The organism is Bovifimicola ammoniilytica, from assembly GCF_025567085.1.
Taxonomy (GTDB): domain Bacteria; phylum Bacillota; class Clostridia; order Lachnospirales; family Lachnospiraceae; genus Bovifimicola; species Bovifimicola ammoniilytica.
This window is the reverse complement of record NZ_JAOQJN010000004.1, coordinates 74,499-101,400: the sequence shown is the minus strand read 5'-3', so window position 1 is coordinate 101,400 and position 26,902 is coordinate 74,499. Positions and strand designations below refer to the sequence as shown.

The window sequence follows — 26,902 nt, the reverse complement described above, 5'->3', positions numbered from 1 at the left end:
TTAACATCTTCTGATGTTATGAACATAAATTATGATTTTGACTTCACTGTTACAGTATATATTCCAGTTGTTGAATCCTGTTCTATCTTTACCCAGAAATCCTTTCCTGTAACTTTAGACTTTGGGACCTCTCCTAATGCTTCTGCAACACTTCTTGAAAAAGCCGTATAACCATCGACGTCAGCTGCATCGGAATCATAGTATACACTATTTTCTTTCAGTTCCACCCAAGTCCCGAGGCTCTGTGGTTCAGACACTTCAGTATTTGTAAGTGCACAACTTTGTTCAATCACGCCTTTGATTGTATCAATATTAGATATATCAGTTTTCTGCTTGGACGACGATAGATATTTGCTAAGGTTTGGTGCAATTACCGCTACGAGCACAGCCATAATGGCAATAACTATAATTAATTCTATAAGTGAAAAACCTTTATTATCCTTTTTCATGCACCTCACCTTTCTTATATCATTCATTCTAAGCTTCATCGCCACCAGCCAAGTCATACATACCAAACATAGGTATAAGTATCGCCATAATAATTGTTCCGACAATAGCTGCCATAACTACTATTATAAGTGGCTCAATAACTGCTGCTGTCGATTGAGTAGCCACTTCTACTTCTTCTTCATAATATGATGCTGCCGTAATAAGCATATCTTCCATATTACCTGTTTCTTCACCGATACCTATCATATGAACTATCATATTAGGAAATACTTTTCCATTCTTAAGTGGTTCAGATAACGGTCTACCTTGTGCAACTTTTTCCCTTGCCTCCATAACAGCGTCTCTAAATATTACATTCTTCATAGTCTTACCTGCAATTTCTAGTGCGTCTATCATAGAGATACCAGACGCTGTAAGTGTCGAAAGAGTTCTTGCAAACTGTGCTGAAGCTGACTTCACTGTAAGCTTGCCAAATATTGGTGCTTTCATCGACATATTTGCTAATATATATGTACCTTTCTCACTTGCTGCAAATACCTTGAATGCTATAACTATAATAGCAATAACAGCTATTAATATATACCATTTATCAACTATAAAATCACTGCACGCAACCAATGCTCTTGTAAGAGCCGGTAACTGTTGATCCATATCTGCATACATCTCTGAGAACGACGGAATAACTAAAATCATCATTGCAACAACTACACCGATTACTACAACCATTAATGCTATAGGATATATCATAGATTTCTTAACCAGTGCCTGTAGTTTTGTTTGTTTCTCAAACTGTGTAGCCATTCGATCAAATGAAACCTCCAGGTTACCAGAAGCCTCACCTGCCTCAATCATATTTATCATAATAGGTGGAAATATTTTACCTTGCTTTCTCATACTGTTAGCAAGCGTCTCACCTTTCTGAACAGATACTTTTATGTCGATTATAGCTGCTTTTAACTCTTTGCTTTCTGTCTGGTCAGCTAACATTTCCAATGCATCTACTATCGATACACCAGCACCAGATATACTAACAAACTGTCTGCAGAAGATACTTAAATCTCTTGCTGATACTTTATTACCACCAAACGAGATATTAATATCTTTATCAAAAATACCTTCTTCCGAAACATTTACCGGAATGTTTCCGGCATTCTTTATCTGTTGCAAAGCAGCTTCTTTGTCTTCTGCTTCGACAGAGCCTTTTATTTCCTTGCCATCTTTACCATATGCGGTATATTTATAATTTGGCATCTTTTCACTCCTCTCTAAGAGTTTTTTTAATCTTGTACTAAATTATGTACAAATTATATCATATTTTCTTTTTATTTACCACTTGTTTTAACTTTATTAATATTTTGTTAATATTTTTATCATTTTGCACAATGTCTGGCTACATATTTAGTAACATTGTCCAAATATTCTATCATATTATCTAGATAATTCCTCGTAAACGTTTGTCCATAGACACGATATCCTGTGCATATGCAGCACATCTCTCTCCCGTTATCTCTCCACGTCTGTATAAATCATAAAGCGCATCATCCATAGTCTGCATTCCTAATTTCTTATTTGTCTGGATCATAGACTGAATCTGATATGTTTTACCTTCACGAATAAGGTTTTTAATCGCAGGATTCGTTATCATTACCTCAAATGCTGCAACTCTTCGTTTATGGTCAGCTGTAGGAATAAGTTGCTGAGATATAACAGCCTCTAATACCATTGATAACTGAACTCTTATCTGTTGCTGCTGATGTGTAGGGAATACGTCAATAATACGGTCAATTGTTGCTGCTGCACCAATTGTATGCAATGTAGAGAATACAAGATGTCCTGTTTCTGCTGCTGTTACCGCAATCGAAATTGTCTCAAAGTCACGCATCTCACCAACAAGGATTACATCAGGGTCTTCACGGAGTGCAGCTCTTAATGCATTATTATATGACATAGAGTCCAATCCAATCTCCCTCTGGTTAACCATAGCTTTCTTATGCTTGTGCATATACTCGATAGGATCTTCCAATGTAATAATATGTGAAGATGTATTTGTATTAACCAAATCTATAATAGAAGCAAGTGTTGTAGATTTACCTGAACCTGTAGGTCCTGTTACTAACACAAGTCCTCTCTTTCTCTTATGTAAGTCCTGTACTGCCTTAGGAACACCTAACTTATCCGGATTAGGAATCTCTGTACCAACCACACGAAGTGCTGCTGCCATTGACCCTCTCTGTCTAAATATATTAACACGGTATCTTCCTACCATAGGTATAGATATTGAGAAATCCACTTCACCTTTCTCATCAAATATAGCTTTATGCCTCTTATCAAGTATGCTCATAATAATGTTCTCTGCATCATCAGGCATCAATCTTGGATAATCCATATCAAGTAAATCGCCATTCACTCTCATCTTAGGCGGAACTCCAACTGTAATATGTACATCGGACGCGTTATGTTCGGCCGCAACATTTAGTAATTCTTCAATAGATATCATTTTCTAACTGCCTCCTTATTCTGATTCATATGCTATCTTAAGTGCTTCTTTAAATGAAGTTACACCTTGCACACATAATTTTGCTGCACTTACACTTAATGTGCTCATACCCTCACTGACCGCCTGTTCTTTAATCTCGTCAGCTCTTGCTCCTGCAGCAATCTTTATTCTTAAGTCATTTGTAACAGGCATTATCTCATATACACCGATTCGTCCATGGTATCCTGTGTTACCACAAGCCTCACAGCCAACCGGTTCATATATCGGTAAATCACCAGGTGTCGTAACACCTAATAATCTCTTCTCATCTTCAGTCGCGTAAACAAGCCGTTTACACTCAGGGCATAGTCTTCTTACAAGTCGCTGTGCTATAACGCCTACCAAAGCATCACCTATTAAGTAAGATTCCATACCCATATCTACAAGACGGGTTACTGTACTCGCTGTACCATTTGTATGCAATGTACTAACAACTAAATGTCCTGTGATAGCCGCTTTTACAGCTATACCAGCAGTCTCACCGTCTCGAATTTCACCTATCATAATTATATCCGGATCCTGACGGAGAATAGATCTTAATGCGCTTGCAAATGTAAGTCCCGCTTTTTCATTAACATGCACCTGATTAATTCCTTCCATGTTTGCTTCTACAGGGTCCTCAACTGTTATAATGTTAACGTCCTCTGTATTAAGTTCACTCAATGCCGTATATAATGTTGTAGATTTACCTGAACCAGTAGGTCCTGTTACAAGTATGATTCCATGTGGGTTCTTTAATATTCTATCAAACTTCTCTAATTCCTCCTCTGAAAAGCCTAAGTTTTTCTTATCTCTCGTAAGATTCTCTTTAGAAGTCAAACGCATAACGACTTTCTCGCCGTTAATAGTCGGTAATATAGATACACGGACATCGTAGTCTCGTCTGTCGACTGTCATAGCAATACGACCATCCTGCGGTTTTCTCTTCTCCGATATATCCATACCGCCTATAATCTTAATTCTGGCAACAATTGCTGGTAATAAATCTATATCATATGTCATTACCTGAACTAAAGCACCATCAATTCTGAATCTGACTCTTACTTGAAACTCAAGTGCCTCAATATGTATATCACTGGCTCTCCTTCTTACGCCCTGCTCTAATATGCTTCGAACAAGCTGAACGATCGGAGAATTATCAAGTTCTGAATCTTCCTCTTCCTCATCCATATTGAGTCCAGCTTTTTCTCTATCTCTTTCACGTTCTTTTCTGTACTGTTCAGCAGCCTGCATAGCTTGCGTCGCACCAAATATCTTATCTATAGCCATATTTATCTGGCCCTTAGTAGACAATACAGGGTCTACCTGCATATTGGTTATAATAGAAATATCATCTATCGCTATGATGTCCATCGGATCAGCCATTGCAACTCTGATGACATTTGGCAAAAGTTCATCAAATGCAATTGGTATAAGACTATTCTTACGCATAAAGTCTTCTTTCAATAGCCTTGCTGCATTCTCATCAACTTTTATCTTTCTAACATCAACATACTCAATTCCAAGCTGCTCGACTAACACATCAATCATATCATTTTCTGAGACATAACCCAATTCAACAATTGTCTCGCCAAGCTTAGTGCCATTCTCTTTCTGCTTAACTAAGGCTTCTGACAACTGTTCTTCTGTAATCATGCCTTTTTGTACCAGGCAGTCACCTAGTCGTATCTTATTGTATCTAGCCATAACTTCTTACCCTCATTTTCGATTTTCTTGGTATAGTGTACCATAAAAAATACAAAAAATAAAGTAGTTTTTACCAAAAAAACTACTTTATACTTTTATTTTTTATGTATTTTCCCCAATATCATAATGTTGTGTTAAATTTCTGTTTTTCGATACCATTCCAAGAAATGTATAGTAGAAAACTGCTGTGTAGAACATCATTACGCCAAACATCGAAGATATCAGATATGCAAATACTATAGCGCCACATATAATTGTGTATTCACTTTCATTTTTAAGATTTTTTATTTTATGAATCATTAATGTAATTAAACCCAATATATAAAACAAGCACGCAGGTACCCCATGCTCAGCCGCTATTTGTATAAATTCATTATGTGGTTCATTTTTGTATCCGGGTTCAAATTGAATATTTTCGGGTCCGCACCCTAATATTGGTTTTCGCTTTATTATTTTCATAGTATGTATCCATAATTTCCAACGCCCTGTTCCCGCATTTCCGGCCTCTTCACTTCTATCAGTAACTTTCACTATGTCGTTTCCTGTTATATTAAAATTATTTGATACAATTCCTGTATGCATATCTGTTATGATGCTTATCATCACAAATACAAATATTATGTGTATGTACATCAATATATAATAAATCAAACTCTGATTTTTTCTATTCTTAACAGCGGATACTACAACATAAAATACTATTCCGGCTATAACTGCAAGATAACATCCAAATGTATTATTAAGAATCAGACACATAATATTAAATCCATATATAACTGTCATAATACATTTTACAATAAGGCTTTTCTCCGTAACAAGCAATCCTATCATTGCAAATATTGCCATTGTCATAAAATATCCACAATGATTTGAGTTTCCAAATATTCCTGCGTATCTTCCTGTATCATTAACATATCCTTTATATATTAGTATACACTGTAGTGTTGATGCTATAGTGATAGTCCAAAATATAAATCTTTTATATTTTTCTGTGTCTATACTTTTTCCTATAATATAAAGCGATAGATACACAACGTATGCTCTTATGCCATTCTGCCTATACCAATCTCCATTAATTGCTTCCGTCTTGTTATGTGCTACCGTAATTGATACAACAGATAATAAAAATAACATTAAAAAGCAAAAATCCCATATATTATTTTTAAAATACTTATTTATTTCATCTGATTTTAATTTACAAATTCTACTTCCTATATATATAATAACATATATCAGACATATCTTCCCAAACAAATTATAATTTTGCATAACTTTCCAATATGAGCCTTTATTATATATAATCTTTGTCAGGCTTTCCACCACAACAACCATATTCATCAGAAATATAAGTACCACTGCACATTTTTCATAAAATTTCTCTGGTATAACCTCATATATCTCTTTTATTGACTTACATTTTTTCAACTTCTGGTACATTTTCATCTACATCTCCTCATATTTCTTCTTAAGCTTTGTATACTCGCTATTAATTGCCTGCATAGCATCAACATCACCATTCATACTGTCAGGATGAAATAATTTTAACAGGTCTCTATATCTTTTCTTAAGTGACAGTTCGTCATGTACGCCTAAGAAGTACATTCCAGCATTTATACGGCCATTTGCTTTATAGATTGTTTTTTCATTTTCAAGCCTTGACCTATATTGCTGCTTTTTTATCTCTCTTTCAAATTCTTCTCTTTCTTTAGCAAACAAAGAAAGCTCATGTTCTAATAACGCCCACTGTGTTTTGAACATTTGCTCTCTTTTTTCTAAATCTTCCTGTAAAAATTTTAGTTTTCTTTCTCTTCTATGTAGTTCTCTCTGAAGCTTTAACTGCTCCTCTTTCATTTTCGCAAGTTCTTTCCTGCTTAATTCCATTCATTAATCTCCACTTTTATATAGAAGCTTCATAGCAATTGGTGTTATAAGAGATGATACAATAATTAATAGAATAACAGTTGTAAAAAATACCGAATCTATCATCTTTACTGCAAGACCTTTCTGTGCCACAATAAGAGCAACCTCACCTCTCGTCATCATTCCGACACCAATTCTTAACGCATCTTTATTCTTAAATCTGCAAAGTTTCGCCATTAATCCGCAACCAATTATCTTTGCTATCAATCCTACAATAACAAATAATATTGAAAATATCAATAATTTAGTTGAAATTCCATCAATATTTGTCTTAAGACCAATACTTGCAAAGAATACAGGTCCAAATAACATATACGAACTTATATCCATTTTCTTTGCGATATATTCTGAATCCTTAATACTGCAGAGTATTATTCCTGCTACGAATGCACCTGTTATATCTGCTATTCCGAAATATTTTTCAGCAACATATGCCATAATGAAGCAAAGTGCCAGACCAAATATTGGTATTCTTCTGCTATGTGGTCGTTTGTTGTCTAATAACTTAAATAAATAATATATAATCATTCCTACGCATATTGCAAATATGAAGAATAATACAGTGTTAATTACAACTTTAGATGGCGATACACTTGAACTCTTAAAACCGATTACAAATGTAAGAACAATAATTCCAATAATATCATCTACTATTGCAGCACTTAGAATAGTAGTTCCTACTTCACCTTTTAATTTACCTAATTCTCTTAAAGTTTCTACAGTAATACTTACAGATGTAGCTGTTAAGATAACACCGATAAATAATGCCTCATAAAATTTATCAGAACCATTAGGTGCAAATCCATAATAACAACTATATAACAGATAACCGCCAACTAATGGTACAGCAACACCTGAACTTGCAATCAGAATAGCCTTAGGTCCTGTCTTAATAAGATCTTTTAAATCCGTTTCAAGTCCTGCACAAAACATAAGCAGTAATACCCCGATTTCAGCCATTTGTGATAAGAAGTCTGTCTGTGCCACAACCCCTAACACACTTGGCCCGATAAGCAAACCTGCTACAATCTCACCTGCCACCATAGGTGCGTGGAGTTTTCTTGCCAGTAATCCACAACATTTTGCCGCAATAATTATAATTGCCAAATCTTTAAATATTTCATATGTCTCCATTTTAAAGTCGCTCCTTAGCCTGAGTATTTTTCTTTTATTTCCAAACGTAATTTTAACACAATAAAGCACAATGTCAACTTGTAATTGATATGTTTTTATCCCTTCATATATACAAATGTTAGTCCATGCAAAATCTTTTTGAACTCAAATCATATGTTTTAGCATTTTATACGTTAAAATTCGCTCTTAATTTTTTTGATTTACTTTCTTACTCAATTGCTTTTTTTAATTTTTCCAATGCTCTTTTCTCGATTCTGCTCACATAGCTTCTTGATATCCCCATTATCCTAGCCACTTCACGCTGCGTCACTTCTTCCTCACCCATTAGACCGTAACGCATTTTAATAATTTCGTATTCTCTTGGTGTCAGTTCTTTGTTAATTACATCAGACAGTCTGATTAAATCTTCCTGTAATTCGCATTGGCTTTCTATAGATTTCTCATCACTTTCAATAATATCGAACAGGCTTATTTCATTACCCTCATGGTCAGTTCCTATCGGTTCGTATAACGATACTTCCTTTGACTTCTTTTTATCATATCTCAACATCATTAATAATTCGTTATCAATGCATTTGGCAGCATAAGTCGATAACTTACCTTTTTCCATATTAAAACTGGTTATTGCCTTAATAAGTCCGATAGTTCCCACAGATATCATATCTTCTAAACCTCTATCCATATCTGTACTTACATATTTCTTTACCACATGTGCTACAAGGCGCAAATTTCTCTCTATAAGCACTTCTTTAGCTTTCTTGTCACCATCTTTAAAGCGCTTTAAATAATATTCTTCCTCTTCTTTGCTAAGTGGCTCCATAAATGTTTTCAAAGAAAGCACCTCTAAGCATTTTACTATAATTTATGATGCAAAACGCTTATTAGTGCCTTTCCTAATGATTTTATTTTTCTTTTCTTCTTAATATGTCATATTTATCTAATTTAGTTCCTAAATTAATTAATAATTTTTGTTTTGGATGTGGTGCTGATTCCATCTTATTGCCGTTTTCATCAAATATTTCCATAACTGTCACTTCCACATTTGTTCCATCAGGCTTCATTAATTCTATCTGCTCTCTAATAGTGAACTTATTACGCTGTTCAATTTCATATAACACTCCTGCGTTGTCATCTTTAACAATATTACTTCTATCCACTTCATCTCCAATAATTCCAAGATAAGTATATTCTTTAATATATGTATTCGAATCATATATCTGTGTATTCTCATCAGGTTTACCAAAAAAGAAGCCTGTTGTATATTGCCTATAAGTACATTTAGCAATCTCTTCTTTATAAAATGGCAGTCTTGACTTGTACAATTCTTCGCTCTCTTTATAATCATCAAGAGCCATTCTATAGGTTCTTGCAACTGTAGCTACATAAAGAGCAGTTTTCATTCTTCCCTCTATCTTAAGGCTGTCAATTCCTGATTCAACTAGTTCCTTAATATGTTCAATCATGCATAAATCTTTTGAATTAAAGATATATGTTCCCCTTTCATTTTCATATACCGGCATATATTGTCCCGGTCTTGATTCCTCTACAACTGAATATTTCCATCTGCAAGGATGTGTACAAGCCCCCTGATTAGCATCTCTTCCCGCCATAAAGCTACTAAGCAGACATCTTCCAGAATATGAGATGCACATTGCACCATGCACAAAGGTTTCAATTTCTAAGTCATCAGGTATATTTCTTCTAATCTCTTTGATTTCCTCAAGTGAAAGTTCTCTTGCTGTTACAACTCTCTTTGCTCCCTGTTTATACCAAAAATTAAATGTTCCATAGTTAGTATTATTAGCCTGTGTGCTTATATGAATCTCCATATCAGGCAATACTTCTTTCGCTATTGTAAATATAGCAGGGTCTGAGATTATTAATGCATCTGGCTTAACATCTTTAAGCTCTTCAAAGTATTCATATGCACCCTCTAAATCTCTGTTGTGAGCTAAGATATTTGCTGTAACATATACTTTTACATTATGTTCATGTGCAAATTCCACTCCTTCTTTCATTTCTTCAAGTGTAAAATTCTTAGCTTTCGCTCTAAGTCCAAAAACCTCTCCACCAATGTATACCGCATCTGCTCCAAATATAACTGCTACTTTCAGAACTTCCAGACTACTTGCCGGAATAAGAAGTTCCGGATGTCTTCTCTGTTTATTATCACTAACAAAATTTTCCATAAACTTAATCCTTTCTGACACTTAATGTTATTCCGTCACCTATCGGTATAATCGTTGTCTCTAACTCCTTCATGTTCTTTACTTCATACAGATATTCTCTCATTCTGCTATGAATGGTTCTATTACGTCTTTCAACTGCATACCTGCTCTCGACTAATTCTCCATCCTGTAACACATTATCAGCAATAAGTATTCCACCAACAGGAAGTAGTCTCATTATTTCTTTTAAATATACGAGATATTGTGCCTTGGCAGCATCCATAAATACAAAATCATAAGGCTCATTTATTTTTTGCAATATTTCAAGTGCATCGCCCTCTAGAAGTTCTACCTTTTCCTCTACACCGGCACGTTTAAAATTATCCCTGGCTATCGGCATCCTCTTATCATAATTCTCAATTGTTGTAATCCTGCAATCTTCAGACATTGTATTTGCCATTAAAATTGCCGAATATCCTATAGCTGTTCCAAGTTCTAATATCCTTTTCGGTTTCTTTATCTCTATCAGAACTCTTAGGAAGCTTTCCATTTCTTTGCGGATAATCGGCACATTTGTCTGATGAGCAAATTCTTCAATTTCATCACATACTTCTCCATTACTTCTCTCCAATGAATGTATATATGATACAATTCTTTCATTTACTATCATCTTTCTATTCCTTTTATGAATTTATAAATTATTTTTTACTGTTCTAACGATTTCGTAACTGCTAAATTATCTTTATTAATGCTCATTATCATATTACTCTTCTTTTTTCGACTTCTCAGCTGATAAAATATTAATAATCTCTTCAGGCGAATCAGAAGTATTAACCGTATATGTTCCTGCTTTAAACTTGCCTTCATATAATATCGTCTGCACATAAAATACTAATCTATCCTCTATGATACCATTATCTACAAGTTTACTGCCAACAGACATAATACTTTCTTCTGAATCTACAGTTATAGTTACATCTGAACCCGGCTTTTCATCATAGCCTTTTTCTGAAAATACATTTTTGCCGAATCTATAACCTTTAACTGACAATATAATAAGTAAGGCTATAAACACTGTATATATGCATATTTTAACAGAAATATTTGCCATATTCTGTACTTTTTTATTTGATGCTTTCTTCGATTTATTTGATATTGTTTTACTTGAAGTTATCTGTGATATACTTCTTGATGTCTGTTTTGAACTCATCTCAAACCTCATTTCTTATATTTGATAAAATTATCAAATAGTTATCAAATTTCTTAAGAATACTTTAATATTAAAAATCAATATCCATATCTAATCCATCAACTATTATCTCATTTATCTTTTGAATTGTACGACACAATAACAATTCAGCATTGAGATATTCGCGAACTATTGTATTTCTTAATATATCTCTATACTCATTTTCAAGTTCTCTTAATTCATCTACTCTGTTGTTCGAAGTGCTATTCTGTATAATAAAATTTTTATGCCTGTATTCATTAGCTTTTGCACATAAATCTTCATGCTTTTTTAAGCTTTCCCTTGCATTTATAAATCTTTTATATACATCACTTCCTAAAATGGCATTTGATAATTCATAAGCTTTTTCATACATTTTCAATTACTCCTCATTATTCTATTCCACTTCCATAATGATAGGTAATATCATAGGATTACGTTTCATCTTCTTCCAGAGATAATCACTAAGACTGTCTTTAACAACCATCTTAATCTTGCCCCAGTCTGTTACATGCTTATCAAGGCACTCATCCACTGCATCAGTAACAACCTGTTTAGCTTCATCTATAAGATTTTCTGATTCTCTAACATATACAAAACCTCTTGTAACAATGTCTGGTCCTGCAAGTAACTGGTTACTATATTTCTCTAATGTCATTACGACAATGATGATTCCATTTTCTGCAAGGTTCTGTCGGTCTCTTAATACGATGTTACCTACGTCACCTACACCAAGTCCATCTACCAGGATTCCACCAGCCGGAACCTGATCTACAACTTTCGCATTCTCGTAACCTATCTCTAACACATTTCCTGAAGATAAGATAATTACGTTATCCTCTTCAACTCCCATTGTCTTAGCAAGTTCCCCCTGTGCAATTAAATGTCTGTACTCACCATGTACAGGAATTGAATATTTAGGTTTAACAAGTGAATATATAAGTTTTATTTCCTCCTGGCACGCATGTCCTGATACATGTGTATCCTGGAAAATAACATTGGCACCCTTTCTTGTAAGCTCGTTAATTACTCTTGATACAGCTTTTTCATTACCTGGAATAGGTGTAGAGCTTAAAATTACAGTATCATCTTTATTAATAGTAACTTTTCTATGGATAGATGCTGCCATTCTTGAAAGTGCAGCCATTGCCTCTCCCTGACTTCCTGTTGTAATAAGTACAATCTGTTCATCAAGGTAGTTCTTCATCTGTTCTATATCTATAAGTGTGTTATCAGGAATGTTAATGTAACCTAACTCACTTGCAGTATTGATTACATTTACCATACTTCTTCCCTCGATAATAACTTTTCGCCCAAATTTATAAGAAGTATTGATAATCTGTTGAACTCTGTCCACATTAGATGCAAACGTTGCAATAATAATTCTTCTATTAGTATTCTCTGCAAATATATGGTCAAATGTCTTTCCTACCGTTCTCTCTGACATTGTAAATCCAGGTTTTAAGACATTTGTACTATCGCACATAAGTGCAAGTACACCTTTCTTACCCAGTTCACCGAATCTTGTAAGATCAATCGCATCACCAAATACAGGTGTATAGTCAATCTTAAAGTCTCCTGTATGGACGATTGTTCCTGCTGGTGTGAATATGGCAAGTGCAGCTGCATCTACAATACTGTGGTTTGTTCTTATGAATTCCACTCTGAAGCAGCCAAGATTAATTGACTGACCGTATTTTACAACCTTTCTCTTAACCGATTTCGTAAGATTGTGTTCTTTTAACTTGCCTTCGATTATGCCAAGTGTAAGTTTTGTCGCATATACTGGTACATTAATCTCTGATAATACATATGGCAATGCACCTATATGATCTTCATGACCATGTGTTATTACGAAACCTTTAACTTTCTCAATATTATCTTTCAAATATGTGATATCAGGTATTACAAGGTCGATACCTAACATCTCATCATCAGGGAATGCAAGCCCACAATCCACTACAATTATACTGTCCTCATATTCAAAAGCGGTAATATTCATACCAATCTGCTCTAAGCCACCAAGTGGTATTATTTTTATTTTCTCTGTGCTATCCTGTTTCACAGTATTTCCTCCATTCAAATTAATTTATATCTACATCTTCTAAAAGTTCTTCAAAAATTTTAGAAATATATTCCAACTCGTTATCGTCCTCAACAATTTCATATTTAGCCTCTGTATCTTCAGGTGATGATAAATCTTTTAAAATATATGCAACTTCATCATCTGATGCATCTACAGTCACATTACTTTCTGTAACTAATAAATAATTAACATTATTAACTCTTGTTTCTTCTACAACTTCAAATTCTATTTCTTCGTTGGTTTCAACATCTGTAAATTTGATTGTCTGTGACATAATTAACCTCTTTTCCTGGCGACTATAATTACGCATAACCTGCCTTCGCCATAAGCAGACTACACCACGTATATACACGTATATCTATTGTCCAGCACGCGAATCTAAATAGCCTTGCAATATAAATGTTGCAGCTATCTGATCTACATATTTCTTTCTGTTCTCTCTTCTGACACCGGCTTCCATCATAGTCTTATCAGCAGCTACAGTTGTTAGTCTTTCGTCCCACATAACAACATTAAGTCCTATTCTTCTCTCTAACATTGCTTTGAATTCTAAGGTCTTTTCTGCACGTTCACCAATTGAATTATTCATATTCTTCGGAAGTCCAAGTACGATTTCCTCTACTTCATATTCTTTAACTAATTCTTCTATTCTTGCAAGTGTCTTTCTAAGTTTATTCTCCTGCTCTCTGCGGATAATCTCAACACCCTGTGCTGTAATATAAAGTGGATCAGAAACCGCTACCCCAACGGTCTTAGAGCCAAAGTCCAAGCCCATTATTCGCATAATATACCTCATTTCTATTATTTAAGCTTATTATTTATGTAATATGTTAAAGCTTCTTCGATAAGTTCATCTCTTTCAACACGCATTATGAGACTTCTGGCGTTATTATGGCTTGTTATATAAGTTGGATCTCCGGACATGATATATCCCACTATCTGATTAACAGGATTATATCCCTTTTCAACAAGTGCTTTGTACACGCACTCTAAAATCTGTCCCACTTCAAGTTTTGCCTCTGCCGGTGCTCTAAAATACTGTGTATTATTAATATTGTTATTCATCTATTCATACCATTTACCGCATATGCGATACTGCCATTTATAACGAAAGAAAGCTTTCGGCAGTTTTTTTCCTTTACTAATATTTTTCTTTCGCTTTATACTAATTTAAATTTATAAATATCTTTCACTCAAAAATATCACGCTCAAAAATATCTTTCATTATTCTAATATAAAATTTAAAACATAGCAAGTACTATTTCATTATTTAATAATTCTTTAAGTTTTACTGCTACTATTCTATTCTCTAAATTCTCATCTGTATCTATCGCAACCTTAACATATTCCATAGTATGTCCAATGAAATATTCTTTATCATATATCTTAACTTTTTCTTCAAATAACACCTCTTTAGTATCACCTATGAAACTGTTTAGATAGTCCTTATGAAGTCTTTCATTTAACTCAATAAGCGCATCGCTTCTTAACGCCTTAACTTCATCTTCTATCTGCTCAGGCATTATAGCTGCCTTAGTACCCTCTCTTCTTGAATACTTGAATATATGCATCTGGGCAAAATTCACTTTTTCCAGAAAGTTCTTACATTTATTAAATTCTTCTTCAGTTTCTCCTGGAAAACCGACAATAACATCTGTGGTAATCGCTGCTTTAGGATAATATTTTCTGATTAATTTACAACCCTCTAAATATTCCTCAGAAGTATATCTTCTGTTCATTCGCTTTAATGTTTCATCACAGCCACTTTGTAATGACAAATGAAAATGTGGACAAAATGCATCTACTTTAGTTAGTCTTTCTAAGAATTCCTCAGTTATTATTCTAGGCTCTAATGAACCTAATCTTATTCTCTTTATTCCATCATTTTTACCTATTTCTTCTATTACATCCATAAGCGAAACATTTTCATCCTGAATATCAATCCCGTATGAACTAAGGTGAATGCCTGTTAAAACTATCTCTTTATATCCATTATCAGCTAATCTCTTTACCTCATTTATTATATTCTCTAACTTTCTGCTTCTCACCCTGCCCCTTGCATAAGGAATTATACAATATGTACAAAACTGGTTACAGCCGTCCTGAATCTTAATGTATGCCCTTGTATGTTCTTCCATACTTTCAATATTCAACTCTTCATATTGTCTTTTCACCTTTGTATCATTTATATCAACAACAGATACTTTTTTATCAACACAATTATTGATTATATTAACAATGTCCTTTTTCATATCATTTCCAACAATTATATCAATAGATTCATCTTTCTTTAACTTCTCTGAAGCTGCCTGTGCATAACAGCCTACTGCTACTACTATTGCATCTTTATTCATCTTCTTTGCTTTATGAAGCATCTGTCTTGATTTTCTGTCTGCAATATTAGTAACCGTACATGTATTTATAATATAAATGTCTGCACCCTCTTCAAAAGGTACTATCTCATATCCACTATTAGCTAATTCTTCCCCCATTGCCTCTGTTTCATATGCATTAACCTTACATCCTAAATTGTGTAATGCGACTTTTTTCTTCAATTTTGCTTCCTCATTTCTTATATTTGTTGTTTATATTTTGTACTATAATTATTTTTTAGTTGACTTTTATCCATATAAAATGTAGTATATAAATATGGTGATTAATCACATAATCACATATATCACTAGTTCAAAAAGATTACTATATTATTGTGATAGGAGGTATTTTAAATGAAAACAGTTAAAATATGTTTAAATTCAATCGACAAGGTAAAGGCATTCGTAAATGATATTACAAAATTCGATTCTGATTTTGATTTAGTATCAGGTAGATATGTTATCGATGCAAAATCTATTATGGGAATTTTCAGTTTGGATTTATCTAAAAATATTGATTTAAATATTCACGCTGAAGATAATATCGATGAGATTTTATCTGTATTAAAACCATACATCGTTGAATAATCAGTACATATTGAAACTGTTACACATTGTGTAGCAGTTTTTTCTTGTCTGAAATTCCTGATACTGCTCCGTTAGTATCATCTAATCAGTATTCTATTCTGCTCTACGTTTCATTACTTATCTTATATTTCTTATCCATTAATGTAGTTTATAATCAGTTAGTATTTATGTATATAAGAAAACATAGCTTAATTTCGAAGTTTTGCGAGTATAATGAAAGTTGTGAAGCACTGTTTGAGCCTGAGGCGAGTTCGCGTAACAGCTTTCAATAAACGACGCAACAAAACGAGAAAATGCGCTTGTTTTCGTTAGACATAAATACTAGCTGATTTATAACACCTACATTATTTATTCCATTTTATTCACACATCACAACTTCTACTGTTTCAATCGCTTTTTTAACTAATTCGTCCATTTTTTCACCGAGTTTTGCTTCTGAATTTCTGATAATATTTACATTTGGCTTTGTAACAGGGTGTTTTGCTACGAATATTGTACAGCAATCTTCAAATGGAAGTATTGATGTCTCATATGTCCCTATATTATTCGATATATCAATTATATCCTGTTTATCAAAAGCTATAACAGGTCTGTATACAGGTAATTCACAGACTTCATTTGTAGCATTTAATGACTGCATTGTCTGGCTTGCCACCTGACCGATACTTTCACCTGTGATAAGTCCGAGACAGCCTGATTCCTTAGCAAAATGTTCAGCTATTCTCATCATATATCTTCTCATAATAATTGTTAATTCTTCATGTGGACACACTTCATAGATATATAACTGTGGGTCTGTAAAATTCACAATATTTAACTTAATTGGTCCTGAGTATTTTGCAACTATTTTGGCTAAATCTATAACTTTCTGTTTTGCTCTCTCGCTTGTATAAGGTGGTGCATGGAAATAAGTTGCCTCTAGAGTAACTCCTCGTTTTGCAATCATATAGCCTGCAACCGGGCTATCTATTCCGCCTGATAAAAGTAGCATAGCTTTACCTGCAGTACCTATCGGCATACCACCCGCTCCCTTGATTGTTTCTGTATATATATTAATCTTCTCTCTGATTTCCACATTTACCATTATATCAGGATTATGAACATCTACTTTTACATTAGGAATTGCATCAAGTATTCTTCCTCCTAACTCCATATTAATCTCTGGTGATGATAACGGATAGTTCTTTCTTGCTCTTCTTGCATTAACCTTAAATGTGTAATCCTTTCCCGGATACATCTTCTTAAGATATTCTATAACTTTCTCACTTAAATCATCAAAACCATCATCTTCTATCTGCACTAATGGACAAATTCCTACTATGCCAAATACTTTGGTAAGTGCTGAAACTGTCTCATCGTAATCGAATTCATCTTTTGCAATAGCATATATTCTTCCTGATACTTTTACAATTTCGAATTCACCATCAACTTTCTCAAGTGCAAGCTGAATCTGTTTAACTAACGCATCTTCAAATATATATCTGTTTTTGCCCTTAACACCGATTTCAGCGTATTTTAATAAAAATGCTTTAAACATCTTTTTCCTCCATTTTCTATTAACTGTTAACTATCTCATCTAAATTTGCAGGGTACTAAAATATATCCCTTGCAAATAAATTTATATATATTATTTTCGTCTAAATAATCTTAATCTTGGTAACAGCTCATTAATCACACTTACTGTATAATCTATCTCTTCTTTAGTAGTAAATATACAAAAACTGAATCTTATAGCTGACTCTATTTCATCAAAATCAAGACCTATACCTTTAAGGGTAGCACTGACAGTATGTTTATTTGTACTACATGCAGAACCTGCTGATACATATATTTTCCTGTCTTCTAATGAATGCAGGAGCACCTCGCTACGTACACCAACAAAACTTGCATTGACTATCTGTGGTGCAAAGTCTCTGCCTTTCTTACTGTGAATCCTTACATTTTCTATCTTAGACAACTCATCAATAAGATAATCTTTTAATTCATAGAGTCTGTCTATATTTTCATCAAAGTTTTCATAAATTTTCTTAGCAGCTACACCGATTCCTGCAATTCCCGGTACATTTTCAGTTCCAGAACGCATTCCTTTCTGTTGACCGCCACCATAGATTATAGGCTTGATTTTTAATTTATCTCTAACATAAAGAAAACCCGAACCCTTAGGTCCATGAATCTTATGTCCACTTACTGATAACAGGTCTATACCCATTCTTCTAGGATAAATATGATATTTACCATATGCCTGTATTGCATCTACATGAAAGACTACATCCGGCTTCTTAGCCTTTATCACTTCGGCTATCTCACTAATTGGCATCACTGAACCTATTTCATTATTAACATACATAACTGATATAAGAATTGTGTCATCACATATCGCATCTTCTAAATCTTTTATATTAATAACGCCTGATTCATTTACATTAAGATATGTTATCCTAAAGCCTTGTTCAGCTAAAAATTCCATTGTATTATGAACCGATGCATGCTCAACCGCTGTGGTAATTATATGATTACCAGCTCTTTTATTAGCTAATGCAGTTCCTATGATAGCCATATTATTAGACTCTGTTCCACCTGATGTAAATACTATCTCTTTCTCATCAACTTTAAGTGTCTTAGCTATATTTTCTCTTGCTTCTTTAACATACTTCTCCGCTTCAACTCCTCGAAGGTGCATAGAGGACGGATTACCATAATCTTTTAACATCGTCTCTACCATTATATCTTTGACTTCATCAAATACTTTAGTTGTTGCGGAATTATCTAAATATGCTTCCATTTTCGTACCTTTCTATATAATATTTTGCATAATTATCCATCTGATAAACAAATTAATTAATAATTTGATAAATGAATAACGTAATTAAAGAATGGATTAATAATTTAATGAATAACTTAATAGACTAATGACTAATTTTATAATTAATCTTCTAATTTAAACATTAATACAGAGACTATCATTAATCCTGCTGTCTCCGTTCTTAATATTCTCTTTCCCAATGAAATTCTGTTAATGCCTGATTCTACTGCTGTATCTATTTCTGCTTCATCGAAGCCACCTTCAGGTCCGATAAATATTCCGACCGACATTCCCTTTTTCACATTTGCAATGACTTCCTTAGTTTCAGACATATCCTTGTAATTTTCATACGGAATTAAATTTATGTCAAGTGTTTTTGCATAATTTATTGCTTCTTTGAAGCTCATAACATTATTTACCTTAGGAATTATACTTCTTCTGGACTGTTTTGCCGCACTTTCAGATATACCATTCCATCTCTTAAGCTTTGCACTTTCTTTTTTAGCATCTAACTTCACTACTGCTCTCTTTGTAGCTACAGGAATAATTTCATATACACCTAACTCAACAGCTTTTTGTATAATCATTTCCATCTTATCACTCTTTGGTAATCCCTGAAAAAGATATATTTTAGATGGCAATTCTGAGCCCTCGTATTTCTCATCAGTGATATCCACTAACACCTTGTCTCTGTCTGAACCGTCTTTAATCCTGCCAAGATAATCATTTCCGTTGCCATCACTTATTAATACTTCCTCTCCGGCTTTCATTCTAAGCACATTAATAATATGATTCACGTCACTTCCAGTAATTATTATCTCTTTATTTTCTTTATTAACCTGATTCTCTGTTACAAAAAAATGATGCACCTTAATCCTCATTTCCGAGCGAATTATTCGCGAGGAGGCGATGAGAAATTCGCGCAGGCGATTTCTCATCTGCCATAACGGCTATTTGCTTTCGCTCCGAAACAAATAGCTATGTGAAATAATTGTCATATTGATGCAATTCTTCCACACTATATCCATTTATTTTCTAATAGCAGTCACACTTACCCAGTCTTTCTGTCTGGTTATCTCTTTAACTTCTAACTGCTCATTTTCTTCTATTGCCTTTACCACATCAGCCTCTTTATTATAAATAATTCCTGATGTAATAAATAATCCACCCCTCTTAAGATGTGGTGCAATTACTTTAGATAAAGGAATTATTATGTCTGCTAAAATATTAGCAACTACTATATCGTAACATCCATATCCTGCCTTATCTTTAATTTCTTTATCATCAATAATATTTCCCTTAATGAATTCAATATTATTGTCTACACCATTAACCTTAGCATTCTCAATTGATGCTGTTACCGCTGCTTCGTCTATATCAATTCCAAATGCATTTTTAGCACCTAATTTTCTTCCGATAATTGATAAGATTCCACTTCCACAGCCTACATCTAAGAGATTTGTATCATTTGTTATATATTTTCTAAGCTGTCTTATGCAAAGCTGCGTTGTTTCGTGAAGTCCTGTTCCAAATGCGGTCCCCGGATCAATTTCAATTACCATCTTATATTTATCGATATCTTCTACATTTTCCCAGGTTGGCTTTACTAAAATATCGTCAATTGCAAATGGTTTAAAGAATTCTTTCCATTTATTTATCCAATCCTTGTCCTCTGTTGTTCCCTCTGTTATCTTGCCTGAGCCAATATCTACAAATGTTCTTAACTCCTCAAGCTGTGTATTAATGTTATCAAGAATTTCCTGTTCTTTCTTATCACTTGTATCAATATCCATATAGAATATTATTCTTGCTACTCCATCATCCACTAACTCTGGAAGTATATCTATATACATAGCTTCTTTCTCAGCTTCACTAATCTGCTTCTTATCTTCTATTTCAAAACTGTCGATTCCAGCTTCCATTAATGCTCCACTAACTAAGTCAACAGCATCCGTTGTTGTCTCAAGCGTAAATTTCTTCCACTGCATATTAATCTCCATTCCGCAGACGTTTACGTCGAAAGAACCGCGAGCAAAATTTCAGATTTTGCTCTGCGATAAAGGCTAAATGTGACGTCTGCGACACATTTAGCTGTGTGAAATAATTGGTGCATCAGCACAATTATTTCACACTATCTTCTTTTCTGGGCGAGTCATCGCGAAGAGGCGATGAGAAATTCGCACAGGCGATTTCTCATCTGCCATAATGGCTATTTGCTTTCACTCCAAAACAAATAACTGTGCGAAAAATAATCGCATCAGCATTATTTTTCACACTATTATCCAATTTTATATTAAACTGCTTTAAATACTACAACTGTTCTCTCTGGAATCTCAAACTGGTTACCTATTAAGAATATCGCCTTTTCTTCTATATAACCTGCTTCATCCATTGTATTAATAATAATCTGCCATTTATATTTGCCCGCAAGTGATGGAAGTTCTATATTCATAGGCTGCCAAAATGTATTAATGCCTATATAGATAATCTCATCTTTGCTGTCATCATCTTCGCTTCTTCCAGCAAACATTACACCTATATATTTTGTATTAGAATCATATCTATTTTCAAATGCTTTTACACCATGTGTACTTACCGGTGGAAAACCAAGTGAACAAAACTGTCCATTTCTTCTCAATGCACTGTTATTCTTTCTAAATGCTATTGTTGATTTGAAGAAATTAAATACATCTTTATTCTTCTCTAAGAGTGTCCAGTCAAGCCACGATATTTTATTATCCTGACAATATGCATTATTATTACCATATGACGTATTACAGAATTCATCACCTGCAAAAAACATCGGTATTCCCCGGCTTAACATAAGCACTGCACATGCATTTTTAATCATTCTTTTACGGAGCTTCATTACTTCTTTATCATCTGTTTCACCCTCAGCTCCACAGTTCCAGCTTAAATTATCATTTGTTCCATCAGTATTATTCCAGCCATTCGCTTCATTATGCTTATGATTATATGAATATAAATCATATAATGTAAAACCATCATGGCAGGTTATAAAGTTAACCGATGCATTACTTCCTCTTAGATGCTCATCATATAAGTCTGTAGAACCTGTGATACGGTTAGATGCTACGTAAGCAAGTCCACTGTCGCCCTTAAGAAAGCCTCTTATATCATCTCTGTATCTTCCGTTCCATTCTGACCATCGATTCCATGATGGGAATGTTCCTACCTGATATAATCCACCTGCATCCCATGCCTCTGCAATTAACTTAACATCCGCTAAAACCGGGTCAAATGCAAGACTCTGTAAAAGCGGTGGCTTACTCATAGGTGAACCATCTTCATTTCTACCAAGAATTGTCGCAAGGTCGAATCTGAAGCCATCAATTCTGTAATTGATAACCCAATATCTAAGACATTCAAGTATCATCTGCTGTACAATAGGATTATTACAATTAAGTGTATTACCACAACCACTAAAGTTATAATAATATCCGTCAGGTGTTAACATATAATATATATTATTATCAAAACCTTTAAATGAAATATATGGTCCTTTTTCATTTCCCTCTGCTGTATGGTTAAATACAACATCTAAGAATACTTCTATACCATTTTCATTCATTTCTTTGATAAGATTCTTTAATTCATTGCCTTCTCTGTTAAATTCTAATTTTGAAGAATAGCTTGTATTAGGTGCAAAAAAACTTATAGGATTATATCCCCAGTAGTCTAATAATACTTCTCCATTAACTTCTCTTCTATCTCTTGTCTCATCAAATTCGAATATCGGCATAAGCTCAACCGCATTTATACCTAATTCTTTCAGATATGGAATCTTCTTTCTTAATGCTTCAAAAGTTCCTCTCTCTTTCTCATCAATTCCCGATGAAGCATCTTTACTAAATCCACGCACATGCAACTCATATATAATTAAATCTTCCATAGGAATCAATGGATTAGCAAAATCTCCCCAATCGAAGTCATCTTTAACTACTCTTGCTTTATAGCAATTATCTCCGACAGGACTTCCCCATACACTCTGTCCTGTTACAGCCTTTGCATAAGGGTCTAATAAGAATTTACTCTTATCGAAAACAATTCCCTTATTAGGTTCATATGGTCCATCTAACCTGTATGCATATTCGAAATCCTCAATATTTAGCTTAAATACTATCATTGAATATACATTCCCAATTTTATATTTCTCCGGGAATTTAATCGTTGCAAACGGTACACTTTCCCTAGGTTCAAAAAGCAACAACTCACAAGAAGTCGCATTAGTTGACTGTACAGTAAAATTAACACCACCAGGAATTGCCGTCGCCCCATACATTTCATATAAGCCCGGCCTAATCTGGTATCCATTAACCTCATCAATTGGTCTCATATGAACTTTATTCATATCAACCTTTCCGCCAACCACGTATCTGTTTTCTACTTTTTCCATAACTGATTATCTGTCTGTAACAGACTATTCCTTTCGTATTTTCTTTTCCTCTATTCATAATCACAAAACTTATATTTTGGAATTATTATTTAGATTTATCATATACTTTTAATCTGAAATCATATATATCTTATCACATTTTGTAATTCATTCATAAATTTAATAATTCCATCGCCATTATTATACTTTAACACAAAGAAAAAGCCATTGCAAACCATTTATTTTCAAACACATATAAAAACAAATTTTTAAATTAAGAAAGCCCATATATGCAACATATATGGACTCTCATTGATATATTATATTTATTACAGTGAATCTTTTATTTTATCGAATATACCCTTTTTCTTCTTCTCTTCTTTAGTCTTATCCTTTTCTTCTTTGCCAACATTAAGACTTCCGCCCATTGCATCATCAAACGCTCTAAGAGCTTCTTTCTGTTCTGCTGTCATTCTCTCAGGTACCTGAACTATAAGTGTAACAATCTGGTCACCACGTACCTGTTTATTTCTAAGAGTAGGTATACCCTTGCCTTTTAATCTAATCTTTGTATTAGTCTGTGTACCAGGTTTAATGTTAAATAATACATCACCATCAATTGTCTTAATTCTTACATCTCCACCCATTGCAGCCTGTGCAAAAGTAATCGGAGAAGTTGAATAAATTGTATAATCCTGTCTTTCAAATATAGGGTGACGTGATACAACAACTTCTACTAATAAATCACCTCTTTCACCACCATTAATTCCAGGTTCACCTTTCCCTCTGATTCTGATACTCTGACCATTATCAATACCAGCAGGGACAGACACCTGAATCTTCTTTCTGCTGCTCTTGTATCCTGTACCATAACAATCAGGACATTTTTCTTTAATTATTTTACCTTTTCCTTTACATTCAGGACAAGTCTGTACATTTCTCACCATTCCGAATAATGACTGCTGGGTAAATACAATCTGACCTTTACCACCACATTTTGTACATGTTACAGGTGTTGTTCCTGCTTTCGCTCCTGTTCCATGGCAAGTTGTACATTCATCTTTCAATGTGAGTTCTATCTCTTTTTCGCATCCAAATGCTGCTTCTTCAAAAGTAACTCTTACACTTGTTCTTAAGTTAGCACCTTTCTGTGGGCCATTGCTATTTCGCTGGCTTCTTCCGCCACCAAACATTCCTCCAAATATATCACCGAAAATATCTCCCATATCTTCGAAATTGAAGTCAAATCCACCTGCTCCTGCACCACCTGAGCCATCAAATGCTGCATGACCAAACTGGTCATACTTCTGTCTCTTTTCATGGTCACTAAGAACTGCATATGCCTCACTTGCCTCTTTGAACTTTGCTTCAGCTTCTTTATCACCAGGATTAATATCTGGGTGATACTTTTTAGCAAGTACTCGATACGCTTTCTTTATCTCTGCATCATCAGCATTCTTATCAACGCCAAGCACTTCATAGTAATCTCTTTTATCTGCCATAATTCTCTCCATTCCAAAGCAAAACCAAGAAATCTGGCATGGTATTAAATACCCTGCCAGACCTGCTTATTCTAATTAAACTTCTTTGTAATCTCCATCAACCACATCGTCATTAGCTCCTGTATCTGCCTGACTAGCTGCACCACCCATATCAGGACCTGCACCTGCTGTTCCCTGTGCCTGTTCGTACATTTTAGCGAATAAGCTCTGAGCACCTGTCATTAATTTTTCCTGTGCTGCTTTGATATCTGCAACTTCTGCATCTGTCATATTTTCAGGATTAGATTTCTCAACTAATTCTTTAAGTGCATTCAAATCTGCTTCAACTGATGCTTTTTCATTAGGATCAATCTTGTCTCCTGCTTCCTCAAGAGCTTTCTGTGTCTGGAATACCATTGAATCTGCTTCATTTCTTGTATCAATTGCTTCCTTACGTTTCTTATCCTGTGCTTCAAATTCTGCTGCTTCTTTAACAGCTTTATCTATTTCTGCATCAGACATATTAGAACCTGCTGTAATTGTAATATGCTGTTCTTTACCTGTTCCTAAATCTTTAGCTGATACATTTACTATACCATTTGCATCAATATCGAATGTAACTTCAATCTGTGGAACACCTCTTCTTGCTGGTGGGATACCATCAAGTCTGAACTGACCAAGACTCTTATTATCTTTAGCAAACTGTCTTTCACCCTGAAGTACATTGATATCAACTGCACTCTGGTTATCTGCTGCTGTAGAGAATATCTGGCTCTTCTTTGTAGGAATTGTAGTATTTCTCTCGATTAATCTTGTAGCTACACCACCCATAGTCTCAATACTAAGTGAAAGTGGAGTTACATCAAGAAGTAAGATGTCACCTGCGCCCGAATCTCCAGCTAATTTACCACCCTGGATTGATGCACCAAGTGCTACACATTCATCTGGGTTAAGGCTCTTGTTAGGCTCTTTACCTGTTAACTGTTTAACTTTATCCTGTACTGCCGGAATACGTGTTGAACCACCAACTAATAATACTTTTGAAATATCCGACATATTAAGTCCGGCATCTTTTAATGCGTTCTGAACAGGAATAACTGTTCTTTCAACTAAGTCATGTGTTAATTCATCAAATTTAGCTCTTGTTAATGTCATATCAAAATGCTTTGGCTCGCCATTAACTGCTGTAATGAATGGAAGATTGATGTTTGTGCTGGCTGCTGAAGATAATTCTTTCTTTGCTTTTTCTGCTGCTTCCTTTAATCTCTGAAGTGCCATCTTATCTGTGCTTAGGTCAACACCCTCCTGAGCCTTAAATTCATTAATCATATATGTTGTTAAATGTTCATCAAAGTCATCGCCACCAAGTCTTGTATCACCGTTTGTAGCAAGAACTTCGATAACACCATCACCGATTTCGATAATAGATACATCAAATGTACCACCACCTAAATCGTATACCATAATCTTCTGTTCACTTTCATTATCAAGACCATATGCTAAAGCTGCTGCTGTTGGCTCGTTGATAATTCTCTTAACTTCAAGTCCTGCAATCTTACCAGCATCTTTTGTTGCCTGTCTCTGTGCATCATTGAAATATGCTGGAACTGTGATAACTGCTTCGCTTACCTTTTCTCCAAGATATCCTTCAGCATCAGCTTTTAATTTTTGAAGAATCATTGCTGAAATTTCCTGTGGCGAATATTTCTTATCATCAATAGTTACCTTATAATCTGTACCCATATGTCTTTTAATAGAAGAAATAGTCTTTTCTGCGTTTGTAACAGCCTGACGTTTTGCCGGATCACCTACAAGTCTTTCTCCTGTCTTTGTAAATGCTACAACTGATGGTGTAGTTCTAAGTCCTTCCTGGTTAGCAATAACTGTAGGTTTACCACCTTCCATAACTGCTACACATGAGTTTGTTGTTCCTAAGTCAATACCTATAATTTTACTCATAATTAATTCCTCCTAAATAATAAATTTTCTAAAATAGTGTTAATGTCTTTAATAATCTATATATTATTTGCAAAATACCTGTCAGATAATGTATC

At 34.2% G+C, this 26,902-nt stretch carries 25 protein-coding genes; 1 reads left to right on the top strand and 24 read right to left on the bottom strand.

Annotated features, from left to right (window positions below; genetic code table 11):
• Positions 1-29: 29 nt before the first annotated feature.
• From OCV48_RS06185 to mtaB, 17 genes are all read right to left on the bottom strand, one after another.
• Complete coding sequence (locus OCV48_RS06185) at positions 30-449, bottom strand: type II secretion system protein (RefSeq protein WP_262559247.1); 420 nt, start codon at positions 447-449, stop codon at positions 30-32.
• Between the two features lie 28 nt (positions 450-477).
• Positions 478-1,701, bottom strand: a complete 1,224-nt coding sequence (locus OCV48_RS06180; RefSeq protein WP_147591415.1) for a type II secretion system F family protein — start codon at positions 1,699-1,701, stop codon at positions 478-480.
• A gap of 181 nt (positions 1,702-1,882) precedes the next feature.
• Complete coding sequence (locus OCV48_RS06175) at positions 1,883-2,947, bottom strand: type IV pilus twitching motility protein PilT (protein WP_262559244.1); 1,065 nt, start codon at positions 2,945-2,947, stop codon at positions 1,883-1,885.
• A gap of 15 nt (positions 2,948-2,962) precedes the next feature.
• A complete protein-coding gene (locus OCV48_RS06170; protein WP_021983677.1) occupies positions 2,963-4,672 on the bottom strand; it encodes a GspE/PulE family protein in 1,710 nt (569 codons plus the stop codon).
• A 102-nt stretch (positions 4,673-4,774) separates the two neighbouring features.
• Positions 4,775-6,115, bottom strand: a complete 1,341-nt coding sequence (locus tag OCV48_RS06165) for an O-antigen ligase family protein (protein ID WP_021983678.1) — start codon at positions 6,113-6,115, stop codon at positions 4,775-4,777.
• Positions 6,116-6,553, bottom strand: coding sequence for a hypothetical protein (locus OCV48_RS06160; protein ID WP_021983679.1), 438 nt, complete (start codon positions 6,551-6,553; stop codon positions 6,116-6,118).
• A 3-nt stretch (positions 6,554-6,556) separates the two neighbouring features.
• On the bottom strand, positions 6,557-7,726 hold the full coding sequence (locus tag OCV48_RS06155; RefSeq protein ID WP_021983680.1) for a cation:proton antiporter: 1,170 nt from the start codon (positions 7,724-7,726) through the stop codon (positions 6,557-6,559).
• Between the two features lie 208 nt (positions 7,727-7,934).
• A complete protein-coding gene (gene sigK, locus OCV48_RS06150) occupies positions 7,935-8,558 on the bottom strand; it encodes an RNA polymerase sporulation sigma factor SigK (RefSeq protein WP_021983681.1) in 624 nt (207 codons plus the stop codon).
• Positions 8,559-8,628: 70 nt separating this feature from the next.
• Positions 8,629-9,915, bottom strand: a complete 1,287-nt coding sequence (locus OCV48_RS06145; protein ID WP_021983682.1) for a peptidase U32 family protein — start codon at positions 9,913-9,915, stop codon at positions 8,629-8,631.
• Between the two features lie 4 nt (positions 9,916-9,919).
• Positions 9,920-10,564, bottom strand: a complete 645-nt coding sequence (locus OCV48_RS06140) for an O-methyltransferase (protein ID WP_021983683.1) — start codon at positions 10,562-10,564, stop codon at positions 9,920-9,922.
• A 93-nt stretch (positions 10,565-10,657) separates the two neighbouring features.
• Complete coding sequence (locus OCV48_RS06135) at positions 10,658-11,104, bottom strand: MltG/YceG/YrrL family protein (protein ID WP_021983684.1); 447 nt, start codon at positions 11,102-11,104, stop codon at positions 10,658-10,660.
• A gap of 70 nt (positions 11,105-11,174) precedes the next feature.
• Positions 11,175-11,498 (bottom strand): YlbF family regulator, encoded by a 324-nt coding sequence (locus OCV48_RS06130; RefSeq protein WP_021983685.1) that lies wholly within the window; start codon positions 11,496-11,498, stop codon positions 11,175-11,177.
• A 21-nt stretch (positions 11,499-11,519) separates the two neighbouring features.
• Entirely contained in the window at positions 11,520-13,187 is a 1,668-nt protein-coding gene (locus OCV48_RS06125) for a ribonuclease J (protein WP_021983686.1), read from the bottom strand.
• A 19-nt stretch (positions 13,188-13,206) separates the two neighbouring features.
• Positions 13,207-13,482 (bottom strand): DUF1292 domain-containing protein, encoded by a 276-nt coding sequence (locus tag OCV48_RS06120; RefSeq protein WP_021983687.1) that lies wholly within the window; start codon positions 13,480-13,482, stop codon positions 13,207-13,209.
• An 84-nt stretch (positions 13,483-13,566) separates the two neighbouring features.
• A complete protein-coding gene (gene ruvX / locus OCV48_RS06115; RefSeq protein WP_147591413.1) occupies positions 13,567-13,992 on the bottom strand; it encodes a Holliday junction resolvase RuvX in 426 nt (141 codons plus the stop codon).
• 17 nt (positions 13,993-14,009) lie between these two features.
• The gene (locus OCV48_RS06110; RefSeq protein ID WP_021983689.1) at positions 14,010-14,273 is read right to left on the bottom strand and encodes an IreB family regulatory phosphoprotein; all 264 of its coding nucleotides are present in this window, start codon (positions 14,271-14,273) and stop codon (positions 14,010-14,012) included.
• Positions 14,274-14,449: 176 nt separating this feature from the next.
• Positions 14,450-15,763, bottom strand: a complete 1,314-nt coding sequence (mtaB, locus tag OCV48_RS06105; RefSeq protein ID WP_021983690.1) for a tRNA (N(6)-L-threonylcarbamoyladenosine(37)-C(2))-methylthiotransferase MtaB — start codon at positions 15,761-15,763, stop codon at positions 14,450-14,452.
• 171 nt (positions 15,764-15,934) lie between these two features.
• Between mtaB and OCV48_RS06100 the strand changes: the two genes are divergently transcribed.
• Positions 15,935-16,168, top strand: a complete 234-nt coding sequence (locus tag OCV48_RS06100; RefSeq protein WP_021983691.1) for an HPr family phosphocarrier protein — start codon at positions 15,935-15,937, stop codon at positions 16,166-16,168.
• Positions 16,169-16,526: 358 nt separating this feature from the next.
• Here the strand turns inward: OCV48_RS06100 and thiI are convergent, their stop codons facing one another.
• From thiI to dnaK, 7 genes are all read right to left on the bottom strand, one after another.
• On the bottom strand, positions 16,527-17,705 hold the full coding sequence (thiI, locus tag OCV48_RS06095) for a tRNA uracil 4-sulfurtransferase ThiI (RefSeq protein ID WP_021983692.1): 1,179 nt from the start codon (positions 17,703-17,705) through the stop codon (positions 16,527-16,529).
• Positions 17,706-17,795: 90 nt separating this feature from the next.
• On the bottom strand, positions 17,796-18,950 hold the full coding sequence (locus tag OCV48_RS06090; protein ID WP_147591412.1) for a cysteine desulfurase family protein: 1,155 nt from the start codon (positions 18,948-18,950) through the stop codon (positions 17,796-17,798).
• 143 nt (positions 18,951-19,093) lie between these two features.
• A complete protein-coding gene (locus OCV48_RS06085) occupies positions 19,094-19,840 on the bottom strand; it encodes a 16S rRNA (uracil(1498)-N(3))-methyltransferase (protein WP_021983694.1) in 747 nt (248 codons plus the stop codon).
• Positions 19,841-19,999: 159 nt separating this feature from the next.
• On the bottom strand, positions 20,000-20,959 hold the full coding sequence (gene prmA / locus OCV48_RS06080) for a 50S ribosomal protein L11 methyltransferase (RefSeq protein ID WP_021983695.1): 960 nt from the start codon (positions 20,957-20,959) through the stop codon (positions 20,000-20,002).
• Between the two features lie 305 nt (positions 20,960-21,264).
• On the bottom strand, positions 21,265-23,343 hold the full coding sequence (gene glgX / locus OCV48_RS06075; RefSeq protein ID WP_394803250.1) for a glycogen debranching protein GlgX: 2,079 nt from the start codon (positions 23,341-23,343) through the stop codon (positions 21,265-21,267).
• Positions 23,344-23,696: 353 nt separating this feature from the next.
• Entirely contained in the window at positions 23,697-24,869 is a 1,173-nt protein-coding gene (gene dnaJ, locus OCV48_RS06070) for a molecular chaperone DnaJ (protein ID WP_021983697.1), read from the bottom strand.
• A 75-nt stretch (positions 24,870-24,944) separates the two neighbouring features.
• Entirely contained in the window at positions 24,945-26,807 is a 1,863-nt protein-coding gene (gene dnaK / locus OCV48_RS06065; RefSeq protein ID WP_021983698.1) for a molecular chaperone DnaK, read from the bottom strand.
• Positions 26,808-26,902 lie beyond the last annotated feature (95 nt).